This window comes from Streptomyces sp. NPDC058877, assembly GCF_042742855.1.
In the GTDB taxonomy this organism is placed as follows: Bacteria; Actinomycetota; Actinomycetes; order Streptomycetales; family Streptomycetaceae; genus Streptomyces.
In genome coordinates, this window is the sequence record NZ_JBHYMF010000090.1 from 1 (window position 1) to 15,108 (window position 15,108).

Consider the following 15,108-nt stretch of genomic DNA (forward strand, 5'->3'; position numbering starts at 1 on the left):
GGCACGCCTCCCCCGGCGGGGTCCTCCCCGTGCTGCGGGCCGGTCGGTCAGTCGGGGGCTGCCTGTGAGCCGAGGCGGACGTCCTTCCCGGTGACCGTGATCTCCACCCCCCGGTCCGTGACGACGACGGACTCCGGCGTCAGGCCGGGGAAGCCGGCCGCGTCGGCATCCGCCGCCGACCACCGGGCGCGGTCGGCCAGCCCGTCCCGGATCGCCGAAACCATGCGTTCGGGAGCCGGGCGGCCCAGCAGCGTGGCGTCGGTGACCGTGAACAGCAGGCGTCCGTCGCGCAGATCCGGCCGGAGGTGGACGGCCGCCGCGCCGCCAGGGCCGGCAGCGAGGCGGAGCGTGCCGGAGCCCGGATCCGTGGACACGGCGCTCACCGACAGCGCGCGGTCGCCCGCCGCCAGTGAGGCCACGATGGCATCCGCCGGCACCGTGATGCGGCCCTCCACCGCACCGACCGTGCCCCGACCGTCCTCGCCCATGGCGATCCCGGAGAGCGTCAGCCGCACCGACACCCTGCTGATTCGGCCGAACGTCGCCTCGTCACCGCGGACTTCAACCGACCCGACCCTCCCCCGGGCCACCGCGGCCAGCCCTGACCCGGCCAGGTCCACCTCGGTCGCCCCCAGCCGGGGCCGCAGCGCATCCGCGATGCGGCCCTCGACCACCAGACCCCCCCCCGACACCGCACAGGCGGGGAGCAGGACCCCCCCCACCGCCGGACCCACGCCCTCGACCACCAGACCCGCGCCGTACTCGGCACAGGCGCAGAGCAGGACCGCCCCCACGGCCGTACCGACGGCAGCCACGACGATCCTCCCGCGGCGCTTCATGCCTCCGCCACCTCCGTCGCACGGCGGGGGAGTTCCGGGTCGGCACGTTCGGCGCCCTCCGGGTCCAGACGCGGCAGCAACCGGTCCAGCCAGCCCGGGATCCACCAGTTGGCACGGCCCATGAGGTGCATCGTCGCCGGCACCAGCAGCAGCCGGACCACCGTGGCGTCCAGCACCACGCTCACCCCGAGACCCAACGCCAGCATCTTCACCACCGGATCCTCCGCCAACAGGAACGCCAGGAACACGCTGGTCATGATGAGGGCGGCGCAGGTGATCACCCGGGCGGTCGAGGCCAATCCGGCCGCGACGCTCTCCCGGTCCCCGTGCCCGGCCAGCCAGTACTCCCGGATCCGCGAGAGCAGGAACACCTCGTAGTCCATGGAGAGGCCGAAGACGATCGCGAACATCATCATCGGCACGTACGACTCCACCGGAACGGGCTCGTCCACCCCGAGCAGCGAACCGCCCCAGCCCCACTGGAAGACCGCCACCACCACACCGAACGAGGCGCCGATCGACACCAGGTTGAGCAGACCCGCCTTCAGCGCGACGAGCGGACTCCGGAACACGGTCAGCAGCAGCAGGAACGCCACCGTCACCACCAGCCCCACCACCAGCGGCAGCCGGTCCGCGAGCACGTCCCGGAACGCCTGCTGCGCCGCTACCAGCCCGGTCAGATATCCGGTGGCGCCGTACGGACCGAGGGTGTCGGGCAGCGTACGGTCCGCCAGCCGGTGGACCAGGTCTCCGGTGGCCCGGTCCTGTGGGGCGCCGGCCGGCACGACGGTGGACACCAGCAGCGCTCCGTCGGCGGTCGGAGCCGGCAGGGTCGCCGAGGCCACGCCGGGGGTGCGCGCGAGCACACGCTGCAGGTCCTGCGCGATCTCCGTGCGCTCCTGCGCGGTCGTGCCGTCCCTGTCGAGGGTGGCCACGACGGTGAGCGGCCCGTTCGCTCCCGGCCCGAAGCCGTCGGAGACCAGGTCGTAGGCGCGACGCTCGGTGGAGCCGGCGGGCGCGGCGCCCGCGTCCACATGGCCGAGGTGCATGGACGCGGTCGGTACGGCGAGCAGGCCGAGCAGCAGCACGCTGGCCACCAGCGCGGTCCACGGCCGGCGCCCGACCGCCGCCGCCCAGCGGTGCCACATGTCGGCGTGGCCGTCGGGTTCGTCGACGGGCCGACGGACGCGGAAGCGGTCGATGCGCCGACCCGCCAGTCCCAGCAGCGCGGGCGTCAGGGTGAGCGCCGCCAGCGCCCCGGTCAACACGGTCGTGGCGGCGGCCACTCCCAGCAGGCCGATGAAGCCGATCCCGGACGCGAACAGCCCGGCCAGTGCGACCGTCACCGTTACCGCGGCGACGAGGACGGCCCGGCCGCTGGTGGCCACGGCCCGCCCGGCCGCACCGGCCGGATCGGCGCCGTCGCGCAGCAGCCGGCGGTGCCGGGTCACCAGGAACAGCGAGTAGTCCAGGCCCACCCCCAGGCCCATCATCACGGCCAGGGTCGGGGAGACGGCGGCGAGACTGACCTGCGCCGCGACCAGTCCGAGGGCTGCCAGACCCGCCAGCAGCCCGATCACCGCGCTGATCAGGGGAAACGCTGCCGCGGCCACACTGCCGAAGCCGATCAGCAGGACCAGCACGGCGGTGGCGACACCGATGGCCTCGGAAGCCCGGTCGGCGCCGCCGGACCGCGCCAGCTGCCCCAGCGGTCCGCCGTACTCGACCTCGATCCCGTCCGCGCGCAGCGGGGCGACGGCCTCGTCGACCAGGCCGACGTACGACTTCTCGAACCGGGCGGGATTCGACTCGAAACGGACCGTGAAGTAGCCGGTGCGACCGTCCCGGGCCATGGTTCCGGACGTGGCCGACGGGTCGGCGACCGAGACCACCTCCGGGAGCGTTGCCAGATTCGCCCGTGCCGCGTCGATCGCCTCCCGGTGGGCGCCGAGACCGTCCTGCGCGTTCTGCCCGTCGGCTCCGTCGCGGGCCGTGGAGAGGACGATCTGCGCGGGGACGCCCCTGGCCGCAGGGCCCCCGTGGGCGTCGAGCAGGTCGGCGCCGGTCTGCGCAGCCGTCCCGGGCAGGGCGAAGTCGTCCTTGTACGTTCCGCCCCAGGCCCGGTCAGCACCGACGGCGGCCAACAGGACGAGGAGCCAGACGGCGATCACCCGCCACGGGCGTCGCGCACAGCCGTGCCCCATGCGGAACAGCAGACCCGGGCCGGGCCGGGGGCCGGACAGCTCGTTTCCGAGGCCCGGACCGGCCTCCTGCCGTCCGTCTTGCTCGGTGGGTGTCATCGGGCGAGCCCTTTCGGGGAGGAGGAGACGGGACACCGTGCGCGGCGGGCCGATGGCCGGGCCGGCGCTCGCCACTGATCCTCCGTGCCCCTTGCGAGGAGATCGTGAGCGGATCATTAGGGCTCGGTAAGGCTCCGCCGGCACCGCACCGCGATCCGCGGGGCGCCCGCACGTACTCACTAGCATGTGACGGTATCCAGCCCCCGCCCCGCGGCTCCGTACCGCGGGCACGTCCCCGGAGCCGTGACCCGCCACCGTGAACCAACCGCACACCAAGCAGCCGTCATGAACCCGCACAAGGGACTCGTCCTGATCGTGGAGGACGACCGGAACATCGCCGCGCTCCAGCAGCTGTACCTGGAGCGGGACGGCTACCGCACCGAGGTGGCCGGGGACGGCCCGGCCGGCTTCGAAGCGGTGCGCAGGCGCGCCCCGGCGGCGGTCGTGCTGGACATCGGGCTGCCGGGCATGGACGGGGTGACGTTCTGCCGACGGCTGCGCGAACGGGGCGACTGGACACCGGTGCTCCTGGTGACCGCCCGCGGCGACGAGGCCGACCGGATCCTGGGGTTGGAGCTGGGCGCCGACGACTACCTGACGAAGCCGTTCTCGCCGGGCGAGCTGGTGGCCCGGGTCAACGCGGTGCTGCGGCGCGCAGCGGGCCCCGCCCGGGGCGCTCCCGTCGTCCACAGTCGGGGCCTGCTGCGGGTCGACCCGGCCCGCCGTACGGTCCAGGTGGACGGTGTGCCGGTGGAGTTCACCGCGCTGGAACTCGACCTGCTCAGCCATCTGCTCGAACACCGCGGACGAGTCTTCACCCGGCTGCAGCTGTTGGACCAGGTGTGGGGTGACTCGGCGCACCGCGACCCGAGGGTGGTGGACGTGTTCGTCTCCCAGATCCGCGGCAAGCTCGGCGGAGCCAGTCCGATCCGCACGGTGCGCGGCGTGGGCTACAGCGCCACCGACAGCGGGGAATGAGGTCGTGGACAGCCGTAGCCGACACCGACGCACGCTCGCCGGCGAGCTCGTCCTGTTCGCCACCTTCGTCGCCCTGGTCGCCGTCCTGCTCAGCGGGGGCACCGCCTGGTACACGGCCCGCGGGAACGCGGAGGCCCAGGAGCGCGACGAACTGGCCCGCCAGGCCACCGTGCTCAGCCGGATCCCTAGGTTCTCCGCGCTGCTCTTCGAGGGGGAACAGCTCATCGCCGGCGCCAACGGGGTCGAGCCGGCCGTGCTCGACCCCACCGGCGTGCTCCGCGGACCGGCCGCCACGGCCGTCTCGAACGCCCAGCGCGACCAGCTGCTCGCCCGCAAACCCCTGTCCGCGACCGGGACCCTGCACGGCCGGGAGGTCATCATCGAGGGCCGGACCTACGGTACGGGGGGCGTCGTCCTCGCCAAGTCCACCGCCGAGGTGGACGAGGCCGCCGCGCGGATCCGCCGCAGCCTGGCCCTGCCGCTGTGCGCCGGGCTGCTCGGGGCGGCCCTCGCCGCTCTGCTCCTCGCTCGCCGCATCGCCCGCCCGCTGACCCGGGCAGCCGCCCTCGCGGGCCGCCTCGCCGCAGGAGAGCGGGGGATCACCAGGTCCGCCGGATCGGGTTCCCCCACGCCCGCCCCGTCCGCCGCGCCCGCCACGGCGTCCGCCCGGACCGGACCGCCCCTCCGCGCGGACGCGGAGCGCGACCACGGCCACGACCATGGCCCCGGCCCGGACTCCGGCCCCTTGGAGGTGGGCGAAGTGACCCGGGCCCTGGCCGTCCTGGACCGGGAGCTGACCCGGGGCGAACGCCGTCGCCAGGACTTCCTGCTCTCGGTCTCACACGAGATCCGCACCCCGCTGACCACCCTGCGCGGCTACGCCGAAGCCCTGGCTGACGGGGTGATCCCCGCCGAACGCGTCCCCGAGATAGGCGGGGTACTGGGCGCCGAGGCACAGCGCCTGGACGGCTTCCTCCGCGACCTGCTGGACCTGGCGCGGCTCGAGGCGGACGTCGGGGACTTCCGCATCGACCCGGCCGACACCGACCTGTCGGCCCTCGTCACGCGGGCAGCCGCGTCCTGGCGCGAGCGGTGCGCCCGCCACGGGGTCGAATTCCGCCTGGAAACACCGGAGCCCGGCCTGCCGGCCGTCGTCCGCACCGACGGTTTCCGGGTCCGTCAACTCGTCGACTGCCTGTTGGAGAACGCGCTACGGGTCACTCCGGAGGGCCGTCCGATCGTCCTGGCCCTGGCTGTTCCGCCGGGGTGCCGCGCACGGCTCCAGGTCCGTGACGGTGGTCCGGGTCTCACTGCTCAGGACGTCGAGGTCGCCTTCGAACGCGGCGCGCTGCACGACCGCTACCGGGGCGAGCGCCCGGTCGGCAGCGGCCTGGGCCTCGCGATAGCCCACCGCCTCGCGACCCGACTGGGCGGCACCCTCAGCGTGCTCGGCCACGGGCCGGAGGGCGGCGCCGCGTTCACCCTGGACCTCCCCGCCGATGGCCAGCGCGCCGGCTCGCACTCCTGAGGTGGGGGCCACCGCGGAAGGGCAGCGGGAAGCGGAGGTAGGGCCACACGCGGTGAGGGACGATCTCGCCCTGATGGCGGTGCCCTTCGCACGGCTTTCACGACGGCGGCACGGTTCCCGCGAGCGTCCCCTCCCGCCCCGATCAACACCAGATCGCCCTACGGGCCGGGCGACGTGAAGCACCACGGGCAGTCCTCGAACCCGGGCTTCGCCACTGCGCGTGCCGCACCCCGCGCGCGCCGCTGCCACCGAGGTCCTCAGTCGTTCGCCTCGACCTTCTTGGTGAGCGTCAGGTCCGCCTTGGCTCCGGTGACTCCGCCGGGTGGGCCGACGGCGGTGCTGGTGTTGTTGTCGGGAACGGGATCGCTCTGCCGCGCGGTGGCGGTGACGGTGTTCCGGACGTCCGTGCCGTCGCCCGCGTACGCGGGGTCGAGCCGGACTTCGATGGTCCAGCTGGCGGACTGCCCGACCGCGAGCGCGCTCCTCTTCGGACAGGTGACGGTCTGTCCGCTGCGGGTGCAGCCGTCGGGCGAGGCCAGGAAGGCGAGCCCGGCGGGAAGGGTGTCCGTGACGGAAACGTCGCTGGCATCGGCGGGACCCTTGTTGACGGCCGTCAGCGTGTAGCGGAAGGTCTCGCCGGGGGCCACGGGTCCCGTCCCCACCGCCTTCTTCTCCGCCGCGATGTCGGCGGGCCCTTCGGTCACGCTGGTCGTGGTGGAAGCGGAGTTGTCGGCGGGGTCGAGGTCGATGCGGTCGGTCGGGGCGGTGACGGTCGCCGTGTTGGTCAGGGTGGTCGGCGAGGACGGCGCGGTGCCCGTGACGGTGTAGGTCGCAGAGCCTCCACGGGCCAGGTTCACCGTGGTGTCCAGCGAGCCCGTGCCGGTGGCCGCGCCGCAGGTGCTGCCGGCGGCGGTCGTGCACGTCCAGGTCACACCCGTCAGTCCGGGAACGGCGTCACGGACCCGGGCCGCGGTGACGCCGTTGGTGCTGTCGTTGCTCACCTTGACCGTGTAGGTGACCTTTCCGGATCCGGCCGGGACCGACGCCGGCGCACCGGTCTTGCTGATCGACAGGTTGACGGGAATGTTGACCTTGAGGTCACCGATGTCGTGGTTGTTGGTGGCTCCACCGGTGGAGGCCGAGAAACCGACCTTGAGGGTGGAGGGCAGCGAGGGCTGGTCGGTGATCGACGTGACGTCGTAGTCGGTGATCAGCTTCTGCATCGCGGTGCCGGGACCGGTGTCGGACCAGACGGAGAGCAGCACCTTCCCGCCCACGGGAAGGAGGAGCACCCGGACGGTGCGGTAGGCGCCCTGGCCCGCGGTTTCGACGGTGCCGCCGGGTCCGGCGGCGGAGGTGGCGTACCGGTAGCCGGTGGTGCCGTTGCCGCCGCCGCGGACCACGACCCGGTTGGCCGCGGGTCCCGGTCCGCCGTTGCCGACCAGTTTGTCGGAGAAGTTGCCGAACTCGTCGAAGCCGATGCCCAGGTAGGCCCCGGGTAGTCCGTTGTCCCGGCAAGCATTGCTGAGCCAGCTGGAGGTGCTCCGTGAACAGGAGTAGCCCAGCGCGCCGCCGAACTGGCCGACGCCGTTGGCCGCCGTGCCGTTCACGAGGAAGAAGGCGAGCCCGTCACCGCGCTTGCCGTCGTATGTTCGGCCGCCCCAGGAGGCGTAGCTGAACTCGGCCAGGAAGCCGAGGCCGGAGGAGAAGGAGTCGTTCATCCTCCAGGAGCCCGCCTGGCTGGTGGACGCGCTGGTCAGTCGGAGCCAGCCGTCCTTGACGTAGGTGGCGTTGCCGGAGGTGGTGCCGAGGCCGTTGGAGCTGTCGAACGGCTCGTGCACGGGAAAGGTGGCGTCTGCCATCCGGGGCACGGCCGGTGTGCCTCCGGTGGAGGCGGGTGGGCCCGGCGGTCCCTGGGTGGAGGACCGTCCGGGGGTGGCGGCGGTGAGGGCCGCGGCGGTGAGGGCCACGGTGCACATCGCCGCCAGGGTGCGGGGCCACCGCGCGGTGCGTCCGTGCGGTCGTGTTCCTGATGAGGTGTTCTGCACGTTGAAACCGTTTCCTCGCCGGGAGCCCCGGCCGGTTTCCCGGCCGGGGCCGTCGCATGAGCGGTAGCCGGTCCGCAGTTGTCCGCCAGTCCCTATCGGGCTGCGCGGGACGTGCCGGACCTTGTTGTTCCGTCCTTGTTCTCGGTGGCCTCCTTGTCCACTTCGAGGTCGGCCTTGGCCTCGTCGACCTTGCTGCCGGGTACGCCGGTGACCGTGCTGGAGTTGTTGCCGCCGTCCGGGTCCGCGGTCGCGGAGGAGACGGTGGCGGTGTTGACGACGTCGTCACCGTTTCCGGTGTAGTCGGGGGCGAGCCTCACCCAGATGGTCCAGGTCTTGGACTCGTCCGGTCCGAGTGCGGCTTCGGGGCCACAGGTGACGGTCTTGCCTGCGGCGGTGCAGCCGCTCGGGGAGTGGTCGAAGGAGAGGTTCTCCGTCAGGATGTCGGTTGCCTTGACCTGCTTGGCCTCGGACGGGCCCTGGTTGGTGACCGTGATCTCGTAGGGGAAGGTCTCGCCGGGTGAGATCGGGGTGTCGCTGCCGAGCTTCTTGCCGGCCTTCAGGTCGGCGCTGGGGTCGCCGGACTTGCCGCCGGGCAGTGGTGCGGTGCTGGTGTCGTTGTCGCGGTTGGGGTCGATGTTCGCGGCGGTGACCGTGGCGCTGTTGACGATGCCGGTGCCGTCGCCGGTGTAGGAGGGGTCGAGCTTGACCGTCAGGAGGTACTCGACCTTCTCGCCCACCTTCAGCGGGGTGCTCCTGGCGCAGCGGACGGTGTCGCCGTCGTAGGTGCAGCCGGACGGGGTGGAAGAGACGTAGGTCAGTTCCTCGGGCAGTTTGTCGGTGAGGGTCACGCTGTGCGCGTCCGCGGACGGTCCGTCGTTGGAAACGGTGATGAGGTACTGGAACTCCTCACCCGGCACCGGCGGGGTGTCGCCCACCGGCTCCTTGGTGACGCTGAGGTCGGCCGTGGGCGGGTTGACCTCGTCACCGGGCGGGCCGGCCGGCTTGCTGGTGTTGTTGGTCTCGTCCGGGTCGTCCGTCTCGGAGGTGACGGTCGCGATGTTCTGGATGTCCGAGCCGTCGCCGGTGTAGCCGGGGTCCAGTTTGACGGTGAAGATCCAGGTCTTGGAGGCGCCCGAGTCGAGGGTGGGCAGGGTGCCGCAGCTGACCCGCTGTCCGAGGGCCGTGCATCCGTCCGCGGAGGAGACGAAGGACAGCCACTTCGGCAGGGGGTCACTGACGCTGACGCCCTCGGCGCGGGAGGGGCCGTCGTTGGTGACGCGCACCGCGTACTGGAAGGTCTCGCCGGGGGACACCGGGGTGTCGGTGACGGTGGTCTTGTCGATCCTCAGATCCGCCTCGGGGGTGTCGACCCGGGGGTAGACCTGGTCGGAGGTGTTGTTCCGGGTGTCCGGGTCGGGTGTGTCGGAGCCCGCCGTGGCCGTGTTGGGCAGGTCCTTGCCGTCCCCGGTGTACGACTGGTCGAGCTGGACCTTGAATGTCCAGCTCACCGACGTCCCGGGGGCCAGCACCGGCTCCGGTCCGCAGGTGACCTTCTGCTGCGACTCGGTGCACTCGTCGTCGGAGGACACGTAGTTCAGGAGCTTCGGGAGCGTGTCCGTGGCCTTGACGTTGCGGGCGTCGGAGAGCCCCTTGTTGGTGACGGTGACCGTGTACGCGAACTCCTCTCCGGGTGTCACGGCATCGTTCTGCACCACGGTCTTGGCGGCGACCAGGTCGGCCTCGGGGTCGAAGGGGCCGGGTGGGACGACGGGGTCGTTGGTGTTGTTCTCCTTGTCGGGGTCGATGGCGTCCGAGTCGGTCGTGGCGATGTTCCCGAGGTCATCGCCGGTGCCCTCGTAGGAGGGACTGAGTCGGGCGACGAAGGTCCAGGTCTTCGTCTTGCCGACCGCGAGCTCGGGTTCCGGGCCGCAGGTGACCTTCTGGCCGACGGCCTTGCAGCCGTCCTTCGAGGACTCGAAGGTGATGTTCGCGGGGAGCGTGTCGGTCGCGGTGACGTTCTTCGCGACCGACGGCCCCTTGTTCGTCACCGTGAGCGTGTACGTGATCAGGCCGCCGGGCGGGACCAGCCGGCCCTCGGCCACCGGCCCGGCCGCACGCGTCGAGGTCATCTCGAGCTGTGGCGCCGCCGTCGCGGCCGGAGCGGCACCCCACAGCGGCAGCGCGCACGCGATCACACCCGCCAGCCAGGGCAGTGGCCTCCAGGGTCTCCTTGTTGCCATCGGCATCGCTTCCTGTTCTCTCCGCCCCGGCGGAGAGGCCGGGGCACGCAGGGGGAAGGGGTGTGAAGCAGCCGCACCGGTCGTGCGACGGTCTGTCCGGGACGTCCGGGTGATCAGGCCCGACGCCGCTGGCGGACGTGGAGCACCAGTCCGGTGCCCGCGGCGAGCGCCAGCCCTGACGTCCAGGGAAGCCATCCGGGGACCCCGCTCCCGGTGTCCGGGAGCGTGTGGTCGTGGTCGGGCGTGGGGGACGGTGAGGGGGCGGGAAGCGGACGGATGGGCACACCGCAGCCACCGATGTCACTGGGATGTGCTTTCCCCACGGTCGCGACGTTGTTCCCGGGGTCGGGGTCGTGCACGGTGGAGGCGGCTCGGGCGGTGTTGTCGACCGAGGCGCAGTCGCCGTCGAAGTCACGGGCGAGCCCCACCGTGAAGCGGTACTCGGCCGTCTCGCCCGGGTCGAGGTGGTCCGAGCCGCCGCAGATGACCGTGGCCCCCTCGGCCGTGCAGCCGTCCGGGGAAGCCACGAAGGACAGGGCGCGGGGCAGCGGATCGGTGACCGAGACGTTCCTCGCCGTGGACGGACCGTCGTTCCGGACCGTCATCACGTAGGCGTAGGTCCCGCCGGGCATGACCGCGTCGGTGCCGTCGGCGAGCTCGTACTGCTTGGCCAGGGTGAGGTCCGCCGAGGCCGGGGCAGGGCCTCCGTCCTCGCCCGGAAGGCCGGTGAGCTCGGCGGTGTTGTTGGATCGGTCCGGGTCGTCGGTCCGGGCCCCGACACGGACCCGGTTGACCAGGTCGGATCCGTCACCGGCGTAGTCGGGAGCCAGCCTGACCCGGATGGTGAACGCCACCTGCCGGTCCGGGGCGAGGACCGCGCTCTCGGGGCAGAAGACGGTCCCGCCGTACGCACCGGCCTCGCCCGTGCAGCCGTCCGGAGAGTCCACGAAAGCCAGACTGCCGGGAAGGTCGTCAGCCACCGACACGTCGGTGGCCTGCGAGGGCCCGTGGTTCCGCGTGGTGAGGGTGTAGGCGAAGACGGTCCCGGGAACTACCGGATCCGTTCCTGCGAACTGCTTGGAGACGGCGAGATCCGCACGCGGGCTCTCCACCGTCCCGTCCGGCGGACCGGCCCCCGGATGCGGGCCGGTGTTGTTGGCGGTGTCAGGATCGTGGGTGTCCGACGTCGCCGTGGCCTGGTTGAGGATGTCCGATCCGTCACCGGTGTACGCAGGGTCCAGACGGACGGTGATGACCCACGAGGCCGTCTCGCCCGGGTCGAGTTTCACCACCGGACCACAGGTCACCCGCCGGCCCTCGGCCGTGCAGCCGTCCTTGGAACCGACGAAGGACAGGGAGGGCGGGAGCTCGTCGGCGGCGATGACGTTCTTGGCCTGCGCGGGCCCGTGGTTGACCACCGTGATCCGGTAGTCGAAGGTCTCACCGGGAGCCACGGCGCGGGGCCTCACCGGAGCCAGGACCACCAGACCGGCGCGCGCGGGGGTGCCCTCCGGCCGAGCCTCGTCCGTCTCGGAGTTCCCTTCCTCCCCCGGTTCGACGCGCCCGGTAGCCCCCACCGGGGAGCCGGAGGGCTCCACCACATCGCTTCCGGCCTCCGCGCTTCTTCCCTCACCTGTGCATTCCGGGTCGGCAGGAGGACGGCTCACCGCTCCCTGCACGTCTCCGTCCACGAGCGGCCCTCGCCCGTCGGCCGACGCCGTCTGACGGTCCGTAAGCGGCGACACCTGGCGGGCGCAACCGTTCCCCGACCCTTCCGGCGACGGGAGGAGGGCCGCTGACGCGGGAAGAGCGGACGCTCCGGAGAGGACCGCCCCCACCAGAACACCGGGAATCACGTACACCGCCCTGCGCCGCAGGCCCGCTGCGCCCGCCCCGGCCCACACCACCTTGCGACCGCCCGCCATGAAGGGCCCTCACTTTCCCGCACGGGGCACCCGGCCCACATTCACTGACAGATCGTTACGGGCATTCTGTCCATAAAATATTAAGAAGTGACATATCGTCATGCTCCGATCGGTGTCGCACCGCCACCAGGGCGGCCGCCCCACGGGCTGACGGAACCCCCGACCGCAGAAGTCCACGCCACCCCGGCCCGGCGCCACCTCCCCCGCGACCGACACACGGTCGGACCAAGACCACCTCCGCCCTCCGGCCCCTCCGCCCCCATCCCTCGAGGCACCCGAAGGCGTCCACGCCCACCACCCCCTGGAGCGGACCGTCCCCACGCAACCGAGCGACCGGAGACACGCGATCCGAGCCACCGCCCCGGGCGGCGCGCCCCGCCGAACGCCCCCCGACAGGTACGGACACGGCAACCCGCCCATGGCGGCCGTACGAGCAGAATCCGTTCGCCCTTACGGCGAGGGATCCAACACGGCATCACCCCGCCCGTGCCGGTGAAGGCCTCCGCTGCACGCCGTCCGGCGCCACTTCGGCCACGCGTCGCCGACCGTGCCGGTGCGGCCGGTGCGGTCGGCGCGGTCGGTGCGGTCCGTGCGGTCGGTGCGGTCCGTGCGGTCGGTGAAGCCCTGCTCGGGCGCGGAAAGGATCCGGTAGGGGCGCCGGGGTCGTCAGACCAGGTGGGCGAAGTGAATGGCGTCGGCGGCTGCAGCTCCGGCGGTGACGGCGGGGACGGCTCCCTGCTCCCAGGTCCGGCCGGTCAGGTCACCTGCGGCGTAGAGGCCAGGGATGTTGGTCTGGCGGCCGTCGTCCACGGCGACGTAGCCGTCGCCCAGGGCGAGGCCGTGCTCTGCGACCAGGCGTTCGACGAGTGGGACCTGGCGCTGGGGCCGGGGCCACAGCAGGGTCTGGCGCTCCAGGAGGGTGCCGTCGGCGAACTCCACGGCGTGCAGGTCGCCGTCGGTGTGGTGCAGGCGGGTGATCTCCCCCTGGATGAGGTCACTGCCCTGCTCGCGCAGGCTCTGACGCAGTTCGTCGGCGCCGGGCAGCGAGGTCGGCGCGATGGCGAGGGTGTCGCCGGTCCAGGCGCGGAAGGCGGTGGCAGCCATGCCGAGGTAGCCGGCTTCGTCGGCAACCAGGGCCCAGGTGCGGTCGGCGTTCTCCTCGCCGATGCAGAAGGGGCAGTGGATCACCGTGCGGCCCCAGCACGCGGCGAAGCCCTCCACACCGTCGGGATGCCGGTCGATGACACCGGTGGCCAGGATGACGTTCCGGGCCCAGGCGGTGGTCCCGTCGTCCGCGTGCACGGTGAAGCCGTCGCCGGGCAGCGGGGTGATCTCGCTGACCGTGGCGTCGAGCCGCTGGGCCAGTCCGTAGCGGTCCAGTTCCGCCCAGGCGCGAGTGCGCAGTTCGTCGGGGGTGGCACCCTCCAGGCCGATCAGGCCGTGCACGCCACGGGAGGCGGCATTGCGGGGCGGGGCGGGCGACTCGATGACCAGGGTGCGGCAGCGGTAGCGGGTCAGGGTCAGCGCGGCGGTCAGGCCGGCGGGCCCGCCGCCGATGATCACGGTGTCGTACTGGGCGGTGCGGTCCACGGGATACCTCCGAAGGGACTTGACGAAATCGAATGACCGGCGGTCATACTAATGACCAACGGTCATTCGCTTGAACCCATTCCCATTGGAGGAAATGTGACCCACACCACCGGCCACGCTTGCGGCCCGCAGGACGACAACCACACCCACGGCCCCGGGGCCGCCTCGCACCCGGACTTCGCCTGGGACGACCTCTACACCGGCGACGGCAGCGACACCCCCGACCCCGACCCCATGCTCCTGGCCCCCGCCGACGACCTTCCCCCGGGCAGGGCCCTGGACCTGGGCTGCGGCGCCGGCGGCAACGCCCTCGCGCTCGCCGAACGCGGCTGGCGCGTCACCGGCGTGGACCTCGCCCCCCGCGCCATCGCCTCCACGCGAGCCAGTGCCCGCGCCCGCGGCCTGGACGACCGGGTCGAACTCGCCGTCGCCGACAGCGCCACCTGGCGACCCGAGACCGCCTACGGCTTCGCCCTCAGCTCCTACGCACTGCCACCCCGCGGCCCTGCCCGCACCGCCACCCTCGCCGCCCTCGCGGCAGCCCTCTCCCCGGGCGGGATCCTGGCACTCGGCGAATGGGACGAGGAAGGTTGCGACTGGGGCAAACCCGGCGATCTGGCCACCCTCACCGAGCTCGCCGAAGCCCTCACCGGCCTCGGCCTGGACGTCGTCCGCGCCGAACGGCAGGTCGTGCCGAGGATCCAGCACCCCAGCGAGGACCACGCGGTCATCGTCATCGCCCGCAAACCGCATGACACCCTGGAGTCCGCCCATTGACCGACCACCGGTCAGACAACCGCCTGACCACGAAGGAGGGACCGTGCCCGCGGACGAGTCCGCCCCCGCCCAGCCCACCGGCCGCTTCCAGCCCCCGGACGTTCGCCGCCGCCAGATCCTCGACGCCACCGCCGCGCTGCTCCTGGACGACGGCTACGAAGCGCTGACCGTCAGCAAGGTCGCCGCCCGCGCCGGGGTCGCCAAGGGCACGGTCTACCTCTACTTCGACTCCAAGCAGGAACTCCTGGCCGCCCTCCAGGCCGAGATGTGGGACCGCATGCTCCAGCAGCCCGGCGCCCTCCTGGAGCAGCCCGGCCTGACCTGGACCGAACGCCTCGACGGACTCGTCGCCGCCTGGATCGCAGCCGAGCAGGACCACCACGAGCTCTACCACCGGCTCTTCCACGAACCCGGCGGCGCAGCCGGCGAGGAACCCATGGGCGCCGCCCGCGACCTGCTCGTCGCCCTCCTCACGCAAGGCCACGCCGCAGGTGAGTTCGACGTCCCCGACCCCGAACTCACCGCCGACTTCCTCACCCACGCCTACACCGGCCCCTGCCACCACACCCCGACCGACACCGACATCACCACCGCCGTCCAAGTCCTCTTCCGCCGCGTCGTCGCCGCCCGCCCACCGAGCGACCCGGCCGCCTGATCACCTCTGGCGAAGGCCGTCGCGCTCCGGTTCTCTCGGAAATGAGCAGCCCCCGGGGGACCGGAGAGTCCCACCGGGAAATTTCCGGCTCGCCCCTGATCTCCGTTCTCACGCCCCCTCGCAGAACGGCTCGGGCCCGGCGGTCGACGCCGTGACGAAGCCCACGAGAGCGGGGCACGGCCGCTGCGGCATCGCCCGGCAAAAACTCCAGAGCCAGCTCGACGCCCC

10 protein-coding genes are annotated in these 15,108 nt (G+C 72.4%); 4 read left to right on the plus strand and 6 right to left on the minus strand.

The genetic code is table 11. The features are described from left to right. Positions 1–47: 47 nt before the first annotated feature. Complete coding sequence (locus tag ACFW2Y_RS21095; protein WP_384881262.1) at positions 48–839, minus strand: DUF2993 domain-containing protein; 792 nt, start codon at positions 837–839, stop codon at positions 48–50. Continuing rightward, positions 836–3,139, minus strand: coding sequence for an MMPL family transporter (locus ACFW2Y_RS21100; RefSeq protein ID WP_384881265.1), 2,304 nt, complete (start codon positions 3,137–3,139; stop codon positions 836–838). Before ACFW2Y_RS21100 ends, ACFW2Y_RS21095 begins: the two co-directional genes overlap by 4 nt. 285 nt (positions 3,140–3,424) lie before the next feature. Between ACFW2Y_RS21100 and ACFW2Y_RS21105 the strand changes: the two genes are divergently transcribed. Together ACFW2Y_RS21105 and ACFW2Y_RS21110 are read left to right on the plus strand one after the other, a co-directional pair. Further along, a complete protein-coding gene (locus tag ACFW2Y_RS21105; protein ID WP_384881268.1) occupies positions 3,425–4,117 on the plus strand; it encodes a response regulator transcription factor in 693 nt (230 codons plus the stop codon). A gap of 4 nt (positions 4,118–4,121) precedes the next feature. Next, positions 4,122–5,645: a sensor histidine kinase gene (locus ACFW2Y_RS21110; RefSeq protein ID WP_384881271.1), complete on the plus strand. Its 1,524-nt coding sequence runs from the start codon at positions 4,122–4,124 to the stop codon at positions 5,643–5,645. 257 nt (positions 5,646–5,902) lie between these two features. Here ACFW2Y_RS21110 and ACFW2Y_RS21115 read toward each other — a convergent pair whose 3' ends face one another. The 4 genes from ACFW2Y_RS21115 to ACFW2Y_RS21130 all read right to left on the minus strand — a co-directional run bounded on the left by ACFW2Y_RS21115 (position 5,903) and on the right by ACFW2Y_RS21130 (position 13,448). After that, positions 5,903–7,624, minus strand: a complete 1,722-nt coding sequence (locus tag ACFW2Y_RS21115) for a hypothetical protein (RefSeq protein ID WP_384881274.1) — start codon at positions 7,622–7,624, stop codon at positions 5,903–5,905. Positions 7,625–7,785: 161 nt separating this feature from the next. Next, positions 7,786–9,933, minus strand: a complete 2,148-nt coding sequence (locus ACFW2Y_RS21120) for a hypothetical protein (protein WP_384881276.1) — start codon at positions 9,931–9,933, stop codon at positions 7,786–7,788. Positions 9,934–10,046: 113 nt separating this feature from the next. Beyond that, positions 10,047–11,858, minus strand: a complete 1,812-nt coding sequence (locus tag ACFW2Y_RS21125; RefSeq protein WP_384881279.1) for a DUF11 domain-containing protein — start codon at positions 11,856–11,858, stop codon at positions 10,047–10,049. Between the two features lie 666 nt (positions 11,859–12,524). Beyond that, complete coding sequence (locus ACFW2Y_RS21130; protein WP_384881281.1) at positions 12,525–13,448, minus strand: NAD(P)/FAD-dependent oxidoreductase; 924 nt, start codon at positions 13,446–13,448, stop codon at positions 12,525–12,527. Positions 13,449–13,544: 96 nt separating this feature from the next. Between ACFW2Y_RS21130 and ACFW2Y_RS21135 the strand changes: the two genes are divergently transcribed. Further along, positions 13,545–14,225, plus strand: coding sequence for an SAM-dependent methyltransferase (locus ACFW2Y_RS21135; RefSeq protein ID WP_384881284.1), 681 nt, complete (start codon positions 13,545–13,547; stop codon positions 14,223–14,225). Positions 14,226–14,268: 43 nt separating this feature from the next. Further along, the gene (locus ACFW2Y_RS21140; protein WP_384881287.1) at positions 14,269–14,880 is read left to right on the plus strand and encodes a TetR/AcrR family transcriptional regulator; all 612 of its coding nucleotides are present in this window, start codon (positions 14,269–14,271) and stop codon (positions 14,878–14,880) included. Positions 14,881–15,108 lie beyond the last annotated feature (228 nt).